The organism is Acidovorax sp. IB03 (genome assembly GCF_016406015.1).
Taxonomy (GTDB): domain Bacteria; phylum Pseudomonadota; class Gammaproteobacteria; order Burkholderiales; family Burkholderiaceae_C; genus Acidovorax; species Acidovorax temperans.
The window spans coordinates 86,776-107,591 of the sequence record NZ_JAEFCH010000012.1; the positions used below are offsets into that span (position 1 = coordinate 86,776).

The window sequence follows — 20,816 nt, forward strand, 5'->3', positions numbered from 1 at the left end:
AATTTTAACGGTGAACATGGAGCCCTCTTACGCCACCGGCCTTGTCTGGTTCCGGCGCGACCTGCGCGCACTGGACCATGCCGCCCTGTACCACGCACTGACCCAATGCCAGCAAGTGCATTGCGTTTTTGTCTTCGACACTGACATCCTCGCCTCGCTGCCCCGGGCCGACCGGCGCGTGGAGTTCATCCGCGAATCGCTGGTAGAGCTGGATACTCATCTGCGTGAGTTGAGTGGCCACGCGCAGGGAGGCCTCATCGTGCTGCACGCGGCAGCCGTCGATGCCGTGCCCCAGCTGGCCCAGGCGCTGGGTGCGAATGCCGTCTTCACCAACCACGACGACGAGCCCCAGGCCTTGCAACGCGACAACGCTGTGCGCACCCAGCTGGCGCGAAACGGTGTGGCGATGCACACCTACAAAGACCATACGGTGCTGGAGCGGGACGAGGTGCTTACCCAATCGGGCACGCCCTACAGCGTGTTTACGCCGTACAAAAATGCATGGCTGCGCAAAATCAATGCCTTCTTCCTGAAAAGCTACCCGGTAGAGCGCCACGCACACCGACTGGCGCCGCGGCCGCCAGAACACACGCGCCCCGTGCCCACGCTGGGTGCGATCGGCTTTGAACAAAGCACTCTGGGTCAGCTGAAATTGCCCACGGGAAGCCGGGGTGCGCAGCAATTGTTTGATGATTTTCTGCAGCGCATTGAGCGTTACGAAGAAACGCGCAACTTTCCAGCCGTGAAAGGGCCGAGCTACCTCAGCGTGCACCTGCGCTTTGGCACCATCTCGCCCCGGCTGCTGGCGCGCACCGCGCACGCCCTGGCACAGCAGGGCAACCCAGGCGCTGCCACTTGGCTGAATGAGCTGATCTGGCGCGATTTCTACTTCCAGATTCTCTACCACCACCCCCATGTGGCAGAGCGCAGCTTCAAACCCGCTTATGACGCCATCGCGTGGGAGCAGGGTGACACGGCACAAGCGCTGTTCAAGGCCTGGTGCGACGGGCAAACAGGCTATCCCCTGGTCGATGCTGCCATGGCACAGCTCAACCAGACGGGCTACATGCACAACCGCTTGCGCATGGTGGTGGCCAGCTTTCTGGTGAAGGATCTGGGCGTTGATTGGCGCTGGGGCGAGCAGTATTTTGCGCAGCAACTCAACGACTTTGATCTCGCCGCCAACAACGGCGGCTGGCAATGGGCCAGCTCGAGCGGCTGCGACGCACAGCCCTATTTCCGCATCTTCAACCCGGTCAGCCAAAGCGAGAAGTTTGACCCGGAGGGCAAGTTCATACGCCGCTACCTGCCGCAGCTCGCTGGGCTGAGCAAAGCCGCGCTGCACGCCCCTTGGGCGGCCAGGCCGCTGGAATTGCAGGCAGCAGGTGTTACCTTGGGCCACACCTACCCTCTTCCCATCGTGCAACACGATGAGGCACGCAAAAAAACGCTGGAGCGCTACGCGGTGGTGAAGGCAGCAGCGCCCTAACACGCCACCCGGTGAGGCCGCAGCGCGCGCCCCGTGGCGCGCTATCGCCCCTTGCACCCGGTATCTGCCACCCATGAAAAAAGCGCCCTGAGGGGCGCTCTTGTTTGGGCTATCAAGACTGCACTTGGCAGCCTTGACTTCACACCTCTGCGGTAGCGGCCGCCAGGCGTGCGTAGTGCTGGATCAGGCTCAGCAGCTCCTCGTCCGAGTAGGGCTTGCCCAGGTAGTGGTTCACACCCAGTTCCATCGCATGCTCGCGGTGCTTTTCAGCGATACGCGAGGTGATCATGATGATTGGCAGATCGCGCAACGCACTGTCAGCACGTATGTTGCGGGCCAGATCAAAGCCATCCATGCGTGGCATTTCGATGTCGGAGAGAACCACAGTGGGCCGCTCTTCCTGCAAACGCTCCAGCGCCTGCAGGCCATCGGCAGCCAACGACACCCGGTAACCTTCGCGCTGCAGCAAACGCTGCGTCACACGGCGCACCGTGATGGAATCGTCCACCACCAGAATCAACGGCACCTGGCTCGGCCCGGCCATCATCGACGAGGTGGGTGCCTTCGGTGAACCGGGGCTGTCGGTCTCCACCAGCATGGACACCCCTGCACTGGCCGCACGCACCTGATCGCCATACACCGTAGCCAAGGCCACAGGGTTGTAGATCAAGACCACTGCACCCGAAGCCAGCACCGACATACCTGCCAGGCCTGGCAAACGGGACAGTTGTGGCCCCAGGTTCTTCACCACCACTTCCTGGTTGCCCAGCACTTCATCCACGTGCATGGCCACACGCTGCGAAGCGCTTCGGAAGATCACCACCGGGCGGGTCTTACCCGCAGGCTCATTGCTGCGGGCGGAAGACTGCAGCAGCGCTCCCGACCAGAAGAAAGGCACTTTCTCCAGACCATCGTCAAAATAACCGGTGCGGTAAGCCTCTTCCAGGTCCTGGACCGAGGTGCGACGCACGATTTCCACCAGATTGGCGGGCACACCCACGGCCAACTCACCGGCGCGCAACATCACCACCTGCGTCACAGCAGTGGTCAGTGGCAGCACCATCCGGAAGGCCGTGCCTTGCCCGGTGTGGGTAGACGTTTCGATGCGGCCACCCAAGGCATTGATTTCGGAACGAACCACGTCCATGCCGATACCCCGGCCAGACAAACCAGTCACTTCGGTCGCGGTACTGAAGCCCGGCATGAAGATCAGGTTGGCTGCGACGTCGTCGCTGAGCTCGTCATCTGCTTGCAGCAGACCTTGCGCAACGGCTTTTTCACGAATTCGGGCAAGGTTCAGACCTGCTCCGTCATCGCGGAACTCCACCGACACGTCGTTGCCTTCGTGCCGCAGATCCACCGTGATGGTTCCGGTGGCTGGCTTGCCAGCGGCGACCCGCACGTCAGGTTCTTCAATACCGTGGGCAACGCAGTTACGCAGCAAGTGCTCGAAGGCAGGTGTCATGCGGTCCAGCACCCCACGGTCCATTTCAATGGAGCCTCCGGTGATGTCCAGCTTGATCTGCTTGCCGGTTTCCTTGGACGATTGGCGGACCACCGCGTACAAGCGCTCCGCAATGCCTTCGAACTCCACCATGCGGGTACGCAGCAGATCGCGCTGCAGCTCCCGCGCCTGGCGGCCTTGGGCAATCAGATCGTCTTCCGCACCTTCCATGGCGCGCTGCAAGTTGCGCTGCACCGTCGCCACGTCGTTCACCGACTCGGCCATCATGCGGGTCAACTCTTGCACGCGCGTGAAGCGGTCAAATTCCAGCGGGTCGAAACCTGCGGCAGAGTCCTTGGCCAGTGCCATGCGCGATTGCATCTGCGACTCGGCCTGTACTTCGATGTCACGCAACTGCTGACGCAGGCGATCCAAGTTGCCGGACAGGTCATTGAGCGAGCTGCGGAACTGTCCAAGCCGTACATCCAGACGCGAACGGCTGATCATCACCTCACCCGCCTGGTTGACCAAGCGATCGAGCAACTGCGCACGCACACGCACCGACTGGTTGGCCGCAACACGCAGCGGAGCCAGTTGCGACGCAGCAGGCAAACGCACAGCTGGTACGGCGGGGCCAGCACTTGAACCGCCTTGAGACGACACGGATTCAGTCGCAGCGACTGGTTCCACGAAACCTTGAACCGCTTCTGCCTCTACACCTGCGCTGGGGTCTTGACCGGCATGGGCACTGAGAGTCTGGAAGTTTGCTTCCAGATTGTCGAAGCTCGCAAGCAAAGGCTCCACTTGGTCGACGGTGACCGTCTCCACGTCGATCTGCTCAATGGCAGACTCGAGGCGGTGCGCCATTTCACCCAGGCGCATGGCGCCTGCCAACCGCGAGCTGCCTTTGAGGGTGTGCAAGGCACGCAAGACTTCGCTGCGGGCACCCAGATTGTCCGGACGAGCTGCCCACTGGCGCAGTGCGCCACCCAGTTGGGGCAGCAATTCGGCAGCCTCTTCCTCGAAAATCGGGAACAGGTCGGGATCAATGACGTCCACAACGTCAATGTCGTCGTCCACGTCAGTACCCACCAGGGATGCCGCATCGCGCTTGACCACCGATAGCGCGGGCGCAACGGCACGAGCCACTGGGGCGGCCACTGCTGGCTCCTGCGGAACAACAGGCGTGGCCACTTCTTCTGGCTGCTCTGCCTCCGCAAAAGACTCCGCAGCCTCCAGCCCCTGAGGCTCAGGCCCAGAATCCTCCATCAAATCGTCGTAGGCAGGCGACAACGTGCTGCTGACTTCTGTTTCCAGAATCTGGCGCAAAGCATCCAGCACTTCAGGGCTGGGCTCTTTCAGGAAGCCTGCGGCGAACTGGTGAAGCAAGCGGCGAATGTCGTCAGCCGCTGCCATGAACACCGACACCTGCTCCTCGTTGCCCTGCGGTGCCAACTGAACATGCTGCAGTGCGTGTTCGAGCACTCGTGCCATGTCGGACAGGGCGGTGAATCCCACCGTAGCAGAGCTTCCCGCCAACGAATGGGCCAGCGCGACTGCGGTGTCAGGCAGAGGCTCATGCAACTCCAGAGCCCATTCCTGCAGACAGGTGACCAAACGACGCGACCACTCGTCCGCCTCATTCAGGTACACGTTGTACAACGGCAAGCCAATGCGCAAGGTTTCAATGACCTTGACCGCCTCTTCGCTCACCGGCTCTTCTTCGACTGGAGATTCCGACGTCTCTGGGAGAGTCGCCTCAACTTCCAACGCGTCGGTGCTGACAGACGGCGCTTCAACCGCGGGTTCAGTCAGGGCAACAGGCTCATAGACCGAGAGCGGCACCTCTTCAGGCTCGCTCTCCATCGCTGGTGCTTCTTGTGCAGACTCAACGGTAGCGCTGAAGTCCAAAGCGGGCACCTCATCCAACGCTGGCAGTTCTTCGAACACAGCATGCTCTTCAGGCTGTGGTGTCTCTTCCACCACCGCAGCAGCAGGCACGTCTGCATCCAGGAACGAAAGATCCGGCAAACTCAGATCGACGGGGCTGTCCGCTCCCGGTTCCGCAGCCGCGTCCAGCACAGGCAGGGTTTCTGCAGGGGCCACCGATGGCTCGAACTCTCTGAGAGCCGAGGTGAACTCCGCAAAATCGATCTCTTCTGTAACGGCGCCGCCCATGGACTCAGGGGACGAGGCGTCCGCCACAACACTAGATTCAGCCTCCCCTTCGGGAATTTCCGTGGATTGGAAGTCCTCGTGCAGCACCACCTCCTCAGAGATGTCGATTGCTTCGGCCAGTTCGATCGGAGCCTGAGCGGCTGAATCCACATGCGCTTCCGCGGTGGGCTCTGTAGCTTCTGCTTCTGGAGCTTGCTGACCACCAGGCACCACCAACGGAACCACTGCCCCGTGCAAGCGCAAAGCATCGGCAGATTCACGGAATGCCTGGGATTGCCATCCGCTGGCTTGGCCTGCGGCAATATCACTGGCCCAGCGATCAAATGCTTGCAGCGCATCGGACGAGAGCTGCAACAGCGGCGGCTGCATGGGCTTTTGCTCTGCCAGCCAGGCATTGAGCAGTTGCTCCATGGCCCAAGCGGCTTCGCCAAAGTCGTTCAGCCCCACCATGCGCGAACTGCCCTTGAGCGTGTGGAACGCGCGACGCAAGGTAGTCTGTTCGCTGAGATTGCCAGGCTCCTCAGTCAAGGCGGCGATGGCTGTGGTGCCGTTGACCACCACCTCCCGCGCCTCTTCCAGGAACACTTCCAGCAACTCATCTTCGACAGCAAGTTGCTCTTTGACAGCGAACTCGATGGGCGCAGGTGCAGGTGATGCCGCGGGCGACGCTGCCTCGGCGAAATCAAAAGAGATCTCGGGAGCCAACTGATCTTCTGGGACCGGCTGTGCATCGGCGCTGTCCGAGGACATGCCGGGGAATGGCGAGAAATCTGTCGGCACGCCGTCAGGCTCTTCCACCTGGAAGTGTGGCACGATCTCAGGCAGCGGCTGTGCAGCTCGCTCTTCCAGCTTGGCTGGAGCTTCTTCCTGGGCGTCGGAGGCCCGCGAGCGCCCCTTGGCAGTGAGAATGCGCAGCTCACCTGCATCTTCGTCATAAACGAAGAGCTTGCGCGCCATGGCACGCTGGTAGTTGAGCATGTCAATCAGGAAGCCCAACGCCCCCAGATTGCTGCCCAGCTTTTCGAATGCGCCGGGCTTGTCTGCGTCAGAAATCTCATTGATGAGCAGACGCTCCACCGTGTCGCGCATGCGCAGCACCGCCAGAGATGCCTGATCCAATCCCAGCACAGACAGTACCCCACGCATTTGCGCCAAGAAGCCGGGTACGGCCACCAGCAGCGAGGTTTCTTGCGGGCTACGGAAAAACTGATCCATCGCCTTTTCGGCCTCAGCGAGGGTGGCGCGCAACTCATCCACCACGCTGCCCATCGTCTGGTTGTCGCTGACACGGCGGTACAGCTCTTCCATCCAGGCTTCCAGAGGCTCAGGCTCTGCACCCGATCCCACCGCATCCAACCGCTCGGCCAAACGGGCCGCCCGCTGGATCATCTGGTCATCTGTGGCATCCAGCTCTTCAAAGGCTGCTTGCAGATACAGCACCGATGTCGCCACTTCCATGGCCAACGCGGCCGATGGTGGCTCGCCAGTGCGGGTGATGGCGTCGAGGGTTTTGGTCAGTGCGACCGCCAAGCTCTCGCTGCCCGGATTGAGCTTGCGCAGCGAGTCGCAAACCAAGCTGAATTGATCTGCAGCCGGTTTGATCTTGTTGCGATCTCCTCCCGCCAAGGCTGACCATGTCTCCGTAGCCGCTGCAATGCGCTTGCGGGCTTGTGCCAACAGTGCAGGGTCGAAACGACCAAAACGCACCGTTTCGTAATCCACAGGCTTGAAACGGTCCAGCGCGAATGCGTCCCGCACAGCTTGCAGAGCGGGCGTGCGCGCACCATCCACGTTCTGCGCCTGAGAGCAGAAAAACAAGAGATCTTGAACCAGCCGATCTGCAACCGTTTTGTCACCCTTGGCAAGGGTGGCATACTGCATCAGCACACGAGAGGCAACGCGTTTGACGTAAACATCTGGCGGCAGCAGGCCTTCCATGCAGGCTTCAAAGAAGCCTGCACAAATCTTCCAGAAAGCACGTACCTGGCGGTCCTGCTGGGCTGCCACGAACCCCAGGCAGGTGTCACGCATACTGCGCGCCGCCTTGCGGTCACCGGTCTTCACAATCTTGAGCACAGCAGCATCAAGACGAGCTCGGGCATCTGCGCCATAGAGCAGAGGCGATGCAGTCACCTCCAGATCAGGTTCCTTGAAACGCCGCTCCACAGGCCACAGGTCTGCAGGGTGAACTCGATCCGCCCCCGCAAGCGTCTGGACATCGCGGTACTGGGGAAACAAGGCCACAGGCGAAACCGGCTTGCCTGCCAGCACGCCTTCCAGATATTCGATCAGAGCAAAGCTGGCACGTTCAATGATGGCGGCTGAGTCGTCTTGGCACAGTTCGGGACGCTGCACAAATTTCTGTACCGCAGACTCCATGGCCCGCAGCACGAGAGCTGGAGGGGCCATGCCCACCATTTCCAGCGCACCGCTGGCCTGGTGCAACTGTTGCCTTGCTATGCGCAACGATCCGGCATCCAGAGATGCCAGATCGGATTCCTGAGCCTGTTCAGCCTCGCGCAAAAAACGGCGCATCGATTTGACTGCGCCACCCAGCGATTTGCGTAACTCGTCAAGCACCCAGGCCAGAGGACCCAGATCCTGGTCTCCAGGGGTCCAGTCTGCGGCCGGTGCATTGTTGACATCAATAGATGACATGGATTCGTCCCCGGCTGCAAAGAGCCAGCTGGTTGATGACTAGCGTCAGGCGATCTTGAAACGCGCCACCGATTGACGCAGTTCCTCGGCCATTTGCGACAGTTCACGAACCTGTTGCGCTGTGGTGCGGGTACCCTCACCCGTTTGCTCAGTCACCGCGAAAATGTGCTGGATGTTGTCGGCCACTTCGTTGGCCAACACAGCTTCACGCGATGTCGAAGACGAAATCTGCTCAATCAGTTCAGCAAGGCGGCGCGACACGCGGTCAATTTCAGTCAGGGCGGTACCGGCGCTGTCAGACAGGCGAGCCCCTTCCACCACACCCTGCGTGGAACGCTCCATAGCGGCCACAGCATCTTGGGTGTCTGTCTGAATGGCTTTCACCAGTGCCGAGATCTGACGCGTGGCATCGGCAGAGCGTTCAGCCAGTCGCTGCACTTCTTCCGCCACCACCGAGAAGCCGCGACCGGCTTCACCGGCAGACGCGGCCTGAATGGCAGCATTCAGAGCCAGCACGTTCGTCTGTTCGGTAATGTCGGAAATCAGCTCCGTGATTTCACCGATCTCCTGCGACGATTCGCCCAGACGCTTGATTCGCTTGGAGGTGTCCTGGATCTGGTCACGGATGGAATTCATACCGCCAATGGCGTTCTGCACGGCCTGCAGACCCGAGTCAGCAGCTTGCAGCGATTGGCGCGCCACCGTGGCCGACTCCTGGGCTTGGGTGGACACCTCGTTAATGCGGGTCGCCATGTCCAGAACGGAGCGGCCAGTTTCACGAATCTCGCGCAGCTGCTCGGTAGAAGCAGCCAGCAGTTCAGTGGAGGTAGCATCCACCTGGGCCGTCGTCTGCGCCACGCGAGTCGCCGTGTTCTGCACGCTACCCACCAGTTGGCGCAACTCTTCCACCGTGTAGTTCACCGAGTCAGCAATGGCGCCGGTAATGTCTTCGGTCACCGTCGCTTCCTGCGTCAAGTCACCTTCAGCAACCGATTGCAGCTCGTTCATCAAACGCAAAATGGCGGCCTGGTTGGCGTCATTGACGCGCTTGGCTTCTTGCTCTTGACGCTTGGCGTCTTTTTGCTGCGCTTCAGCAGTCTTTTGGCGGTTACGGCTGTCCAGCAGCTGAACACGCGACAGGAAGAAGCCGCAAATCAACAGGAAGGCACTGGCCAGAACCAGAGCAGCCAACTGACCGGCGCCCACACCCGTTTGGGCGGACAGCTTGGTCTGGAGGGTTTCCAACTGGCGACGCAGTGGTTCGCTGTCGGCAATGATCGCGGACTGCGCTTCACGGGCAGACACCAAGCCTTGCAGATTGCCCAGAATGGCACTGGCTTGGGTACGTGTCTGCTCATACAACTTTACAAGGCCTTCAAGCTGCTCACGCGTCTGGGCGTCCTTGGTCGCAGCCAGACGCAACTCAGGGCTGCCGTCCAACATGCCCTGTGCGATTTCCTTGAACGAATTCAAGTCCTTGCCCAGCAAGAACACCGCTTCGGGGCTCACGCCTTCCATGGTCTGGAATTCGTTGGCCGATTTACCGATACGCTGGGTCAACATCACCAGCTGGCCTGCGGCAGATATCTCGGAAGCGGGGGCGTTTTGCTGCAGCTTCAGGGACGAAACCGTTTCAGCAATTTCCAGCAAGTCAGAAGACTGGCGGTTAATGGTACGCAGAGCGTCACCCACCTGGGTCAGAATCTTCTGCTGCGCCATCACCACGCCTGCATTGCGCTCAGCGCGCTCCATCATCGGAATGACCGAGTCCAGCTCAGGCTTGTAAGGCTCGCCCAGGGCAGGCACGCCCAGCTCGGCATCTCCGCTACTCAGGGCGCGGATGTTGCGCGCCAACACGCCCGAGCTTTCCACCACGTCCGGGAACGCCTGTGGGCTACCCACCAGCGCTTGCGACACCGATTTCGCCAAACGCTGCGACTGCATCAACGATTGGCCCGTAGCGGCCAGTTGCTGAGCAGATTGATCTGCCTGACGCAGCACCCACGCGGCAATCACACCCAAAGCCACCACGCCCACAGCCAGCAGGGCCAGCAGGCGGCGCTGGTGCGCAGCAGCTGTGGCACTGCCCAGCACAGGCAAAGTGATCAGTTCACTGTCCACACCAACGGTGTCGTCCGAACCCGGGGCATAGGAATCGACATCACCCTGCACACTGTTCATGGGCTCGACTTGGTAGGGGTCGCGCGATGCGCCTGCATCTGGAGACTCGGCAGACAGCAAATCGCTGTTGCCCTCGGCACCTGCCTCAGCTTCTGCTGGAGCGGGTTTCCGATTGAACAGTTTTCCAAATTGATTAGCGAAAGACATGGTGCAGCCTTACAGAAAAACTCAAGCACTGATGCTCAGAAATGCGGGATGTTGGGACAAGATCTGCAAGTTCAGTTCTTGCCAGCGGACGCCTGCTGCGTCGATGTAGACGGTGCCGTAAAACGCGGGGGCTTCCTTTGCAGGATTTTCTGCCGCGACAAACGCCTCCGTCCCCCGCAATCCCGCCAAACGGTCCACCAACAAAGCGGCGTTCACTTCCAACGCCGTGTTGAGAGCCAACAAGCTCGACTCGGCGAGCATTTGCTCCGTGCGTTGCACCGGCGAGCCCAAAAGCCCAGCCAGGTCCACCACCCCTACCAAACCACCGCGCAAATTGGCAACACCCAAAAACCATGCCTGGGTGTATGGCACGGGTTGCACGGCAACCCATGGAAAAATTTCGCCCGACTGCGCCAACGGCAACAGATAAGACTGGCCCGCAGCTTCTACCGCGAGCCATGACGAAACGGACAAGCCCTCAACCCTTGCCGCCTGCAATCGGCCAGCAAGACGCACTTGGAGCTCTCTGAGAGCTTCACGATTGGCCATGAACGCGCAGCAGCCTCAGTTGAGGGCGTCGATCTTGGACTGCAATTCAGCGGGATCGACCGGCTTGGTGATGTAGCCGCGCGCACCTTGGCGCATGCCCCAGACACGATCAGTCTCCTGATTTTTGCTGGTGCACATGATGATGGGCACATCGGCATACAGGGGATCGCGGCTGATGGCACGGGTCAGCTGAAAGCCGTTTTGGCCAGGCATCACAACGTCCATCAAAATCAGATCTGGCTTTTCTTCGGCCAACCGGCGAAACGCTTCTTCAGCATTCTCAGCCGTGCGCACTTGCATGCCTTTTTTCTGAAGCAGGTCTGTCAAAAACATCAACTCAGTCTTCGAGTCGTCGACGACCAGTACTTTCTGGATGGGCATTACATCGCTCCTAGTTGGGAATTGCCGAACTGCTGCACAGCCTGCAGCAGCTGGTCTTTGGTAAAGGGTTTGGTGAGGTATTCCTGGCAGCCGACCATGCGACCACGCGCTTTGTCAAAGACACCGTCTTTGGACGAAAGCATTACCACCGGAGTGTCTGCAAAACGTGCATTGCGCTTGATGATGGCGCAGGTCTGGTAGCCATCCAGCTTGGGCATCAGGATGTCACAGAAGATCAGCTGAGGCTGATAGTCGTTCACCTTTGCCAGTGCATCGAAGCCGTCGTCAGCCAACAAGACTTCGTGCCCCCCCTGCTTCAGAAAAATCTCGGCGCTTCGGCGGATGGTGTTGCTGTCATCCACGACTAGCACCTTGAAAGATGCGCCTGTTGTAGTCAATTTATTGTCGCTCCCGATGGAAAGTGTAAATGTCGCAGCAGGAGCCGCGCGTCAAATCTGCACCATCTCAAAATCTTCTTTGCGGGCTCCGCATTCCGGGCATGTCCAGTTCATAGGAACCTGGTCCCATGGCGTGTTGGGCGCGATGCCGTGTTCAGGCGAACCTGAGGCTTCGTCGTAGATCCAACCGCATATCAAACACATCCACGTCTTAGAGTCGGTCACAGCTTAATAGGCCTTCACATAGAATGCAACGATTGTATCTAGTCATCTCTGCGAGCTGCTGCTTCTATGCCACCATTGGCGCAGGAACTGGATCATGACCATGCACACCCCCCTCCCCCCCAACACCGATGAACTGGACAGTGATCCATCGGATGAATCCAGCCCCGCCTGCATTCTGGTTTTCAACGCCAGCGACCCCAGCGGCGCTGGCGGGCTGACAGGCGACATCGCCACCATTGCCTCCGTGGGCGGCCACGCCATCGCTGTGGTGACGGGCGCCTACGCGCGAGATACAGCGCAGATCTTCGATCACTTCTGCCTGGACGACGAGGCCGTGGCAGAGCAGGCCCGCGCTGTTCTGGAGGACCTGCCAGTGCAAGCCATCAAGGTGGGCTTTGTGGGCAGCACCGAGAACATCAGCACCATTGCCGAGATCGCTACCGACTACGACGATGTGCCCGTCATCGCCTACATGCCCAACCTTTCCTGGTGGCGTGAAGAGCTGATTGACGAGTACCTGGATGCCTTCCGCGAGCTGCTGCTGCCACAGACTTCGGTGTTGGTAGGAAACCACAGCACGCTGTGGCGCTGGCTTTTGCCCGACTGGAGCAGCGACCGCAGCCCCACCGCCCGCGACATTGCCCGCGCGGCTTCCGAGATGGGCGTGCCCTATACCTTGGTCACCGGCATTCCACTGCCCGAGCAGTTTGTCGAAAACGTGCTCGCCTCGCCAACCACCATCCTAGGCAGCGGCAAGTTCGAGCTGTTTGACGCCACCTTCTCCGGCGCGGGCGACACCCTGTCGGCCGCGCTCACGGCCCTGGTGGGCAGCGGCAACGACCTGGGCGAAGCCACCAGCGAAGCTTTGAACTACCTGGACCGCTGCCTGGACGCAGGCTTTCGCCCTGGCATGGGCCACATCATTCCCGATCGCATGTTCTGGGCCCAGCCCGAGGACGATGAGTCCGAAGACAGCGAAGTAGATTCCCTTGACGACACACAAGCCATTGAAGGCTTTGTAATGCCACCCCATGACACCAAGCACTGATCTCAATATTCCCCTGTTTGAACGCGCCAAGGCGCTGATCCCTGGCGGCGTGAACTCGCCCGTGCGGGCCTTCAAGGCCGTGGGCGGCACGCCCCGCTTCGTCAAGCGCGCGCAAGGCGCCTACTTCTGGGATGCCAACGACCAGCGCTTCATTGACTACATCGGCTCCTGGGGCCCGATGATCCTGGGCCACGGCCACCCCGCCGTGCTCGAAGCCGTGCAAAAGGCCGCACTCGAAGGCTTCAGCTTCGGCGCGCCCACCGAGCGCGAGGTGGAGCTGGCTGAAGAAATCCTGAGCCTGGTGCCATCGATGGAGATGATCCGCCTCGTCAGCTCGGGCACCGAAGCGGGCATGAGCGCCATTCGCCTGGCGCGCGGCGCCACCGGCCGCAGCAAGTTCATCAAGTTCGAGGGCTGCTACCACGGCCATGCCGATTCGCTGCTGGTTAAAGCCGGCTCGGGCCTGGCCACCTTTGGCAATGCCACCAGCGCAGGCGTGCCGCCCGAAGTGGTGCAGCACACCCTGGTGCTCGAATACAACAACGTCGCGCAACTGGAAGAAGCCTTTGCACTGCACGGCAAGGAGCTGGCCTGCGTGATGATTGAACCCATCGCGGGCAACATGAACTTTGTGCGCGCCAGCGTGCCCTTCATGAAGCGCTGCCGTGAGCTGTGCACCGAATACGGCGCGCTGCTGGTGCTCGATGAGGTGATGACCGGCTTCCGCGTAGCGCTCGGCAGCGCGCAAAGCGTGTACGCCAAGAGCATCCCCGGCTTCAAGCCCGACATCACCGTGCTGGGCAAGGTGATTGGCGGTGGCATGCCACTGGCAGCCTTTGGCGGCCCGCGCGCCATCATGGAGCACCTGGCCCCGCTGGGCGGCGTGTACCAGGCGGGCACCCTGTCGGGCAACCCAGTGGCCACGGCCTGCGGCTTGACCACGCTGCGCGAGATCAAGAAGCCAGGCTTCTTCGATGCGCTGTCGGCCTCCACCCGCTCACTGGTCGATGGGCTGGCCCAGGCCGCCAAGGACGAAGGCGTGCCCTTCAGCGCGGACTGCGAAGGCGGCATGTTCGGCTTCTTCCTCCTGCCCGAGCTGCCCCAGAACTACCCCGCCGTGCTCAAGACCGACAGCGCCCGCTTCAACCAGCTGTTCCACGGCCTGCTTGACCGCGGCGTGTACATCGCCCCGGCACTGTATGAAGCCGGCTTTGTCAGTGGCGCCCACACGGCCGACGACATCGCGGCCACCGTGGCGGCAGCACGCGAAGTGTTCAAAACACTATCAAAATAATAGCTACTGGCGCTTGATAGACAAGCGCTGCAGGCTTTTTTCTTTGAATCTGTAGCAGAGGCGACACCGCCTCTGCACGCTTCACACCACCGTCATCTGGCAAAGGCAGTCTTGGGTGCTTTACCTACTGCCTGAGCCATGACCGACAAACTCTCCTCCTCCCCCCACCCCATCCGCGACGCGGCCGAGGCCAACCCCAGCCGCCGCCGGTTTGTGCGCCACATGGGCCTGGCAGCCGCCGCCCTGGGCACGCTGCCCCTCGCGGCCTGCGGCGGTGGTGACGACGCCCCTGCAGTGCAGTTCGCCCACGGCATCGCCAGTGGCGACCCGCTGGCCGACCGCGTGATGCTGTGGACCCGCGTCACGCCCCCGGTCGGCCACACGGGTGATATTCCGGTGGAATGGGAAGTGGCCACCGACAGCGCCTTCACCACCCTCGTGGCCCAGGGCCAAGCCACGGCACTGGCCAGCAAAGACTTCACCGTCAAGGTCGATGCCACGGGGCTGAAAGCCGCCACCGCCTACCACTACCGCTTCCGCGCCTACGCAGCCACATCCCCCACCGGCCGCACCCGCACCTTGCCCACGGGCAGCGTGGCGCAGGTCAAGCTGGCGGTGTTTTCGTGCGCCAATTACCCCGCCGGTTACTTCAACGTGTACGCCCATGCCGCCAAGCGCGGCGACCTGGACGCCACCGTGCACCTGGGCGACTACATCTACGAATACGGCCAGGGCGGCTACGCATCGGCCAACGCCGGGGCACTGGGCCGTCTGTCCACGCCCGCCAAGGAGATCCTCAGCCTGGCCGACTACCGCCAGCGTCACGCCCAGTACAAGAGCGACGCCGACCTGCAGGCCCTGCACGCCGCCGCCCCCATGATCGCCGTGTGGGACGACCACGAAATCGCCAACGACACCTGGCGCGACGGTGCAGACAACCACCAAGCCGCCACCGAAGGCAGCTTCAGCACCCGCAAGGCAGCGGCCCTGCAGGCGTACCACGAGTGGATGCCCACCCGCAACGCGCAGCCTGATCTGATCTACCGCAGCTTTGCGTTCGGCAACCTCGTGGCCTTGCACATGCTCGACACCCGCGTAGTCGCGCGCGACGAGCAGTTGGACTACACCAAGTTCTTCACCGCCACCGGCTTTGACGCAGCCAGCTTCACCGCCGCCGTGGGCAATACCAGCCGCCAGTTGCTGGGCAACACGCAAACGCAGTGGCTGCAGCAGCAAATGGCCGCATCCACCGCCACCTGGCAAGTGCTGGGCCAGCAGGTGCTGATGGGGCGCATGAACATTCCTGCGCCGATCCTGATGGAAACCATCCAGCCCGGCTCGGGCGTTACGGTAAGCCAATACGCCGCACTGGTGGCCCGCGCGCGCACCAACCCGGCCAGCCTCACGCCCGCCGAGCAAGCCATCCTGGCGCAGCCCTCCATCCCCTACAACCTGGACGCCTGGGACGGCTACCAGGCCGCGCGCGAAACCGTGCTGGCCACCTCGCGCAGCCTGGGCAAAAACCTGGTGGTGCTGTCTGGCGACACGCACAACGCCTGGGCCAACGAACTGCAAGACCGCAACGGTAACGCCGTGGGTGTGGAGTTCGCCACCTCGTCCGTCACCTCGCCCGGCTTTGAGGAATACCTGCCCAACGAAAACCCCGCCACGCTGGCGGGCGCCCTGCAGCAGTTGATTTCGCCGCTGAAGTACTGCGACACCTCGCGCCGTGGCTACATGGTGCTCACCGCTACGGCCAGCGAATGCCGCGCCGACTGGGTGTACGTCAACACCATCACCAGCCGCAACTACACCGCCAGCACCGACAAGTCGCTCAAGGTAGTGGCTGGCGCCGCAGGCGTGGGGCGCATCGTCGCGGCCTAAGGCAGTGCCGCGACAGGCCGCATAAGCCTGCGTGAGCGAGGCCGCGAGGGGCTAAAGCAGCCCACGCACCTCGCGCGCGGCTTCCTGCAGCAGCGGCAGCATGTCGCGCTGCAGGGCTTGCGCCTGCATCTGCTGGGGTGATGCGACCACGTTGAGCGCCGCCACCGTGTGCCCCTGCAAGTTGCGCAAAGGCACAGCCAGGGCATGCACGCCCAGTTCGTGCTCTTCCACCGCCAGGCAAAAATCATCGCGTCGCACCTGGGCCACCACCTTGCGCAAGGCGCTGCGCTGCGTCACGGTGTGGGGCGTGAGCCGTTGCAGCATGCAGCCCTGCAGCCACTGCGTGAATTCGGCCGTGGGCAGCGCGGCCAACAGCACCCGCCCGGTAGATGTGGGGTGCGCTGGCAGCCGCGCCCCCAGGTGCAGGCCATAGGCCATGGTGCGGGACGGCGCGCCATACACCCCGCTGCGCGCCACGATCACCACTTCATCCCCGTCCAGCACCACGGCAGAGAACGACTGCTGCGTCTGCGCCGCCAGCCGGTTCAGCGTGGGCTGCAACACGCGCGGCAGCCGGGCCGATGCCAGGTAGCTGCCCGAAAACCGCAACACCTTGGGCGCCAACCAGAAGTAGCTGCCATCCGTCTCCAGATAGCCCAGATGCGCCAGCGTGAGCAGGTGCCGCCGCGCTGCGGCCCTTGTCAGGCCCGTGCGCTGCGCAGCCAGCGTGGCATTGAGCCGCTGGCGCTCGGTGTCAAAGCTCTCCAGCACCGCCATGCCTTTGACCATGCCTTCGATCAGGTCCGCTTTGGCAATCGGAAAAGTGGCCATGGAGGGAATTCCTTTGCATGGAGCAGCACCCCACATGGCGCTGCGTTCGTGGATCAGCCAGCCTGACGCACATCAAGTTCTGCGCGATGATCGCACAGATAGCCTGAAGATCGCACGCTATCGCACGGTGCGCCTCGCTGCTGGCGAGCCTCGCACCTACGCTCCACCTCACTGTTTATTGACGCCCATCAACGTTCCATCACGAGGTAGAGAGACATGCGAACCCAAGTTGCCATCGTTGGTGCAGGCCCCTCGGGCCTGCTGCTCGGCGCACTGCTGCACAAGTCTGGTATTGATGCCGTCATCATCGAGCAGCGCAGCCCCAGCTACGTGCTCAGCCGTATCCGCGCAGGCGTGCTAGAACAAGTCACCATAGACCTGCTGGACCAGGCGGGCGTGAGCGCCCGCGCCCATGCCGAAGGCCTGCCGCACGAGGGCTTTGAGCTGCTGTTCAAAGGCCAGCGCCACCGCATCGACATGCATGCCCTCACGGGCGGCAGCCGCGTCATGGTCTACGGCCAGACCGAGGTGACGCAAGACCTGATGGACGCCCGCGCCGCTGCGGGCCTGACTACCGTGTACGAAGCCGCCAACGTGCAAGTGCATGACTTTGACGGCACCACGCCCCGCGCCACGTATGAGAAGGACGGCCAGACGCACACCCTCACCTGCGACTTCATCGCGGGCTGCGACGGCTTCCACGGCGTGTGCCGCGCCAGCGTGCCCGAGGCCGCCATCCGCACCTACGAGCGCGTCTACCCCTTTGGCTGGCTGGGCCTGCTGGCCGATGTGAAGCCCGTGGCGCACGAGCTGATCTACGCCCACACCGACCGGGGCTTTGCGCTGTGCAGCATGCGCAGCAACACCCGCAGCCGCTACTACCTGCAAGTGCCGCTGACCGACAAGGTGGAGAACTGGAGCGACGACGCCTTCTGGGCCGAACTGCGCAACCGCCTGGACCCCGAAGCCCGCGAGCACCTGACCACCGGCCCCTCGCTCGAAAAGAGCATCGCCCCCCTGCGCAGCTTTGTGGCCGAGCCCATGCGCTTTGGCAGCCTGTTCCTGGCGGGCGATGCCGCCCACATCGTGCCCCCCACCGGCGCCAAGGGCCTGAACCTGGCTGCGAGCGACGTGGGCTATCTGTGGAATGCGCTGGCCGACTTCTACAACGACAAATCCCGCGCAGGCATCGACACCTACTCCGACCGCTGCCTGCGCCGCGTGTGGCGCGCTGAGCGCTTCTCGTGGTGGTTCACATCGCTGATGCACCACTTCCCAGAGACCGGCGCCTTTGGCCGGAAGATGCAGGAGGCGGAGCTGGATTACCTGGTGAATTCGGAGGCTGCATCCCGCTCGCTGGCAGAGAATTATGTGGGGCTGCCGATGAATTTTGGTGCTTGATATCGCACCAATACGCTATCAAAATAATAGCTCGCCGCGCCTAATCTCAGGGCAATCGCATCTAAAAGTGCGCCTTAAACCCGGCGAAACTGCAGCGCTTGAGTCACTTGCCAAACGCTGTTGAGATGAGCCTGTTGCAACACCTGCAAAACATCCCCGATCCCCGCGTGCATCGCACGCGCCGACACGAACTGCAATCGATCTTGGTAGTGGCGCTGTGCGCCACCATTGCAGGCGCAGACAACTGCGTAGAGATGGCCGAGTTCGGCCAGCAACACCAAGACTGGTTTGAGCGCTTGGTGCCGCTGCCCTCGGGCATTGCCTCGCACGATACCTTTGCACGGGTGTTTCGCCTGCTCGATGCCAAAGAGTTGGAGCGGGCCTGCCAACAATGGCTCGCCCAGGTAGCAGGCAGGGTACACGGCACGGTGGCCATTGACGGTAAAAGCGTGCGCGGCAGCAGCAAAGCAGATGCTCACAGGCCACTGCACATGGTCAGCGCCTGGGCGGCAGACATGGGACTGCTGCTGGGCCAGTGCAAGGTCGATGGCAAGAGCAACGAGATCACGGCCATTCCCGAGCTGCTGCGCTTGCTGCACCTCAAAGGCTGCATCGTCACCATTGACGCCATCGGCTGCCAAAAGAGCATCGCCCAGCAGCTTCACGAGCATGGCGCGGACTATGTGCTGAGTCTCAAGGGCAACCAGAGACACATGCACGCCGTGGTGCGAAAACACTTTGAAGTGCAGGATAGCCAGGAGCGGTTCGAGGAGAACACCTATACCGAGAGCTGCAGCGGGCACGGGCGCCAGGAACTACGCAGCTACCGGCTCAGCCCTGTGCCTGGGGCGTTACAGCGAGCAGCAGCCCACTGGCCGGGGCTGGCCAGCGTGGTGCAGGTCGTGCGCAGGCGCCAGCAAGCGGGAAGCGAGGCCAGCGAAGAAGTCAGCTATTACCTGAGCAGCTTGCCTGCGCACACGCCCGCGAAGGTGCTGGCGCACAGCATCCGAGCGCACTGGAGCGTGGAGAACCAGTTGCACTGGAGTTTGGATGTAGCGATGCGCGAGGATGCGGCGCAGTCATACAAGGATCAAAGTCCGCACAACCAAACGGTGCTCAGACGCATGGCGCTGCAGGTGCTCAAGAATGACACCTCGGTGAAGATTGGCCTGCAGGCCAAGCGCAAGCGGGCGGGGTGGAGTCTGGGCTATCTGGAACTCCTCTTGGGCATCTCCGTTTAGATGCGATTGCCCTGCGCCTAATCTGTAAGCGCTAGACGCTATTTTTATTGAAAACTATACCTTCAAAGAAGCGCGTGATGAACCCTGGGTGCTCAGCCATGACACCGCAATCGCCGTTAATGTGAGAACCTACTGCACGAATGGGCGCACAAGAGTTCCTTAGCAGCGACCATGAAAAAAGCCAGCTTGCGCTGGCTCTTTTGGATGATCGGTCAAAGATCAATAGCTGTTGCGACGGGCATCACCGTAGCCACCGCCGTAACCACCACTGCGGGGAGGACGAGCCTCCATTGGGCGAGCAATGTTGACGGTCAGATCACGACCGCCCATGTTCTTGCCATGCATTGCCTGGATCGCCGCTTCGGCTTCCGAGCCGCTCGACATCTCGACAAAGCCAAAGCCCTTCGAGCGACCTGTGTCGCGTTCCATCATGACCTTGGCCGACTGGACTTGGCCGAAGGGAGAAAACTGTTGGTGCAGATCGTCGTCACGAACCGAGTAAGACAGATTGCCGATATAAAGTTTGTTGCTCATTTTGAGCCTTTCAAAAAAGCGCCCTGCAAAATTGGGGCGCAGGTTAAAACAGGTGTGAGAGAAATCAGTGCTTGCGTTTGAACGCAGGCGCTCCCGCAGCGCGAGGCTGACGGTTTTCAATGTGGCGGAAGGTGATCCGGCCTTTGGTGAGGTCGTAAGGGGACATCTCCAGCGTGACGTTGTCGCCCGCCAGAATCCGGATTCGGTGCTTGCGCATCTTGCCGCCGGTGTAGGCAATCAATTTGTGCCCGTTGTCCAAGGTCACTCGGTAGCGAGTGTCAGGCAGCATTTCATCTACCTTGCCGTTCATTTCGATGAGTTCTTCCTTGGCCATAGAGCCTCCTTGAAGTTGCGGTTTACGCCAGTGAGGCGGGGTTGACCAGCCAGTTGCGGCCTTGCGCGGCGGCATACATCAGGGCGCAGTCCTGCGTCTTGAACTCGGGCTTGAAGGTGTAGACACGGTCATGTGTCTGGCTGCCTTGCCCACTCTTGATGGAGAGCAAGGCGGTGTGTTGATCGCTACCGTGAGAACGGCTAAGCGGTGTGATCCGGAATTTGCCGACGGCGAACGGATGGGTGCTTGCAAATGACATTAAAAACAATGGTGCGCGGGCGCGTGTAGCCCGGATTCATGCCGTCGCGATGTGCAACGAAGCATGGGCAAATACGACTGCGTAAAAGTCGTAAAAGTGAAGCTTGCCTAGGGGCTGTTGAGAATCAAGCACAACGGCTCGGAGGGCTGTGATGCAATAGGCGCATGAGCATTCGATGGGTACTGACAGACGAGCAATGGGCCAAGATGGAGCCTCAATGCCTTGGCAAGCCAAGTGATCCTGGACGCAGCGGCACAGACAACCGCCGCTTCGTTGAGGCAGTGCTGTGGATTGCCCGCACAGGCAGCCCCTGGCGAGACCTGCCGCCAGAGTTCGGCAA

The 20,816-nt window shown here is 61.5% G+C and carries 17 protein-coding genes; 7 read left to right on the forward strand and 10 right to left on the reverse strand.

Annotation, left to right across the window (positions count from 1 at the left end; all coding sequences use genetic code 11):
* The first annotated feature begins 16 nt into the window (after positions 1-16).
* Positions 17-1,489 carry a deoxyribodipyrimidine photo-lyase gene (locus IHV84_RS09315; RefSeq protein ID WP_198846658.1) on the forward strand — a complete coding sequence of 491 codons (1,473 nt, stop codon included), beginning with the start codon at positions 17-19 and terminating at the stop codon, positions 1,487-1,489.
* Positions 1,490-1,628: 139 nt separating this feature from the next.
* Here IHV84_RS09315 and IHV84_RS09320 read toward each other — a convergent pair whose 3' ends face one another.
* The 6 genes from IHV84_RS09320 to IHV84_RS09345 are packed head-to-tail and all read right to left on the reverse strand — an operon-like array spanning position 1,629 to position 11,650.
* Positions 1,629-7,769 (reverse strand): Hpt domain-containing protein, encoded by a 6,141-nt coding sequence (locus tag IHV84_RS09320; RefSeq protein WP_198846659.1) that lies wholly within the window; start codon positions 7,767-7,769, stop codon positions 1,629-1,631.
* 45 nt (positions 7,770-7,814) lie between these two features.
* A complete protein-coding gene (locus IHV84_RS09325) occupies positions 7,815-10,097 on the reverse strand; it encodes a methyl-accepting chemotaxis protein (RefSeq protein ID WP_198846660.1) in 2,283 nt (760 codons plus the stop codon).
* Between the two features lie 21 nt (positions 10,098-10,118).
* Positions 10,119-10,646 (reverse strand): chemotaxis protein CheW, encoded by a 528-nt coding sequence (locus tag IHV84_RS09330; RefSeq protein ID WP_066694658.1) that lies wholly within the window; start codon positions 10,644-10,646, stop codon positions 10,119-10,121.
* 15 nt (positions 10,647-10,661) lie between these two features.
* Entirely contained in the window at positions 10,662-11,027 is a 366-nt protein-coding gene (locus IHV84_RS09335) for a PleD family two-component system response regulator (protein WP_044398821.1), read from the reverse strand.
* On the reverse strand, positions 11,027-11,425 hold the full coding sequence (locus tag IHV84_RS09340) for a PleD family two-component system response regulator (RefSeq protein ID WP_044398823.1): 399 nt from the start codon (positions 11,423-11,425) through the stop codon (positions 11,027-11,029). The genes IHV84_RS09335 and IHV84_RS09340 overlap by 1 nt, the downstream gene beginning before the upstream one ends.
* 51 nt (positions 11,426-11,476) lie before the next feature.
* Entirely contained in the window at positions 11,477-11,650 is a 174-nt protein-coding gene (locus tag IHV84_RS09345; RefSeq protein ID WP_082758712.1) for a rubredoxin, read from the reverse strand.
* 94 nt (positions 11,651-11,744) lie between these two features.
* On the opposite strand from IHV84_RS09345, the gene IHV84_RS09350 reads away from it, so the two are divergent.
* From IHV84_RS09350 to IHV84_RS09360, 3 genes are all read left to right on the forward strand, one after another.
* Positions 11,745-12,698 carry a bifunctional hydroxymethylpyrimidine kinase/phosphomethylpyrimidine kinase gene (locus tag IHV84_RS09350; RefSeq protein WP_198846661.1) on the forward strand — a complete coding sequence of 318 codons (954 nt, stop codon included), beginning with the start codon at positions 11,745-11,747 and terminating at the stop codon, positions 12,696-12,698.
* Positions 12,682-13,992: a glutamate-1-semialdehyde 2,1-aminomutase gene (gene hemL / locus IHV84_RS09355; protein ID WP_198846662.1), complete on the forward strand. Its 1,311-nt coding sequence runs from the start codon at positions 12,682-12,684 to the stop codon at positions 13,990-13,992. The genes IHV84_RS09350 and hemL overlap by 17 nt, the downstream gene beginning before the upstream one ends.
* Positions 13,993-14,130: 138 nt before the next feature.
* Positions 14,131-15,876 carry an alkaline phosphatase gene (locus IHV84_RS09360; protein WP_198846663.1) on the forward strand — a complete coding sequence of 582 codons (1,746 nt, stop codon included), beginning with the start codon at positions 14,131-14,133 and terminating at the stop codon, positions 15,874-15,876.
* A gap of 51 nt (positions 15,877-15,927) precedes the next feature.
* Here IHV84_RS09360 and IHV84_RS09365 read toward each other — a convergent pair whose 3' ends face one another.
* A complete protein-coding gene (locus tag IHV84_RS09365; RefSeq protein WP_198846664.1) occupies positions 15,928-16,707 on the reverse strand; it encodes an IclR family transcriptional regulator C-terminal domain-containing protein in 780 nt (259 codons plus the stop codon).
* Between the two features lie 216 nt (positions 16,708-16,923).
* Between IHV84_RS09365 and pobA the strand changes: the two genes are divergently transcribed.
* Positions 16,924-18,108 carry a 4-hydroxybenzoate 3-monooxygenase gene (gene pobA, locus IHV84_RS09370; RefSeq protein ID WP_198846665.1) on the forward strand — a complete coding sequence of 395 codons (1,185 nt, stop codon included), beginning with the start codon at positions 16,924-16,926 and terminating at the stop codon, positions 18,106-18,108.
* 125 nt (positions 18,109-18,233) lie between these two features.
* The gene (locus tag IHV84_RS09375; protein WP_198846666.1) at positions 18,234-19,349 is read left to right on the forward strand and encodes an ISAs1 family transposase; all 1,116 of its coding nucleotides are present in this window, start codon (positions 18,234-18,236) and stop codon (positions 19,347-19,349) included.
* Positions 19,350-19,568: 219 nt separating this feature from the next.
* On the opposite strand, the gene IHV84_RS09380 is transcribed toward IHV84_RS09375, so the two are convergent.
* The 3 genes from IHV84_RS09380 to IHV84_RS20390 form a co-directional block, all read right to left on the reverse strand.
* Positions 19,569-19,883, reverse strand: coding sequence for an RNA-binding protein (locus IHV84_RS09380; RefSeq protein WP_066699068.1), 315 nt, complete (start codon positions 19,881-19,883; stop codon positions 19,569-19,571).
* 64 nt (positions 19,884-19,947) lie between these two features.
* Positions 19,948-20,217, reverse strand: coding sequence for a translation initiation factor IF-1 (gene infA, locus IHV84_RS09385; protein ID WP_066699070.1), 270 nt, complete (start codon positions 20,215-20,217; stop codon positions 19,948-19,950).
* A 22-nt stretch (positions 20,218-20,239) separates the two neighbouring features.
* Positions 20,240-20,386 carry a hypothetical protein gene (locus tag IHV84_RS20390; RefSeq protein WP_233099922.1) on the reverse strand — a complete coding sequence of 49 codons (147 nt, stop codon included), beginning with the start codon at positions 20,384-20,386 and terminating at the stop codon, positions 20,240-20,242.
* A gap of 254 nt (positions 20,387-20,640) precedes the next feature.
* Between IHV84_RS20390 and IHV84_RS09395 the strand changes: the two genes are divergently transcribed.
* The coding region (locus IHV84_RS09395) for a transposase (protein WP_198846668.1) at positions 20,641-20,816 on the forward strand (176 nt) is incomplete at its 3' end.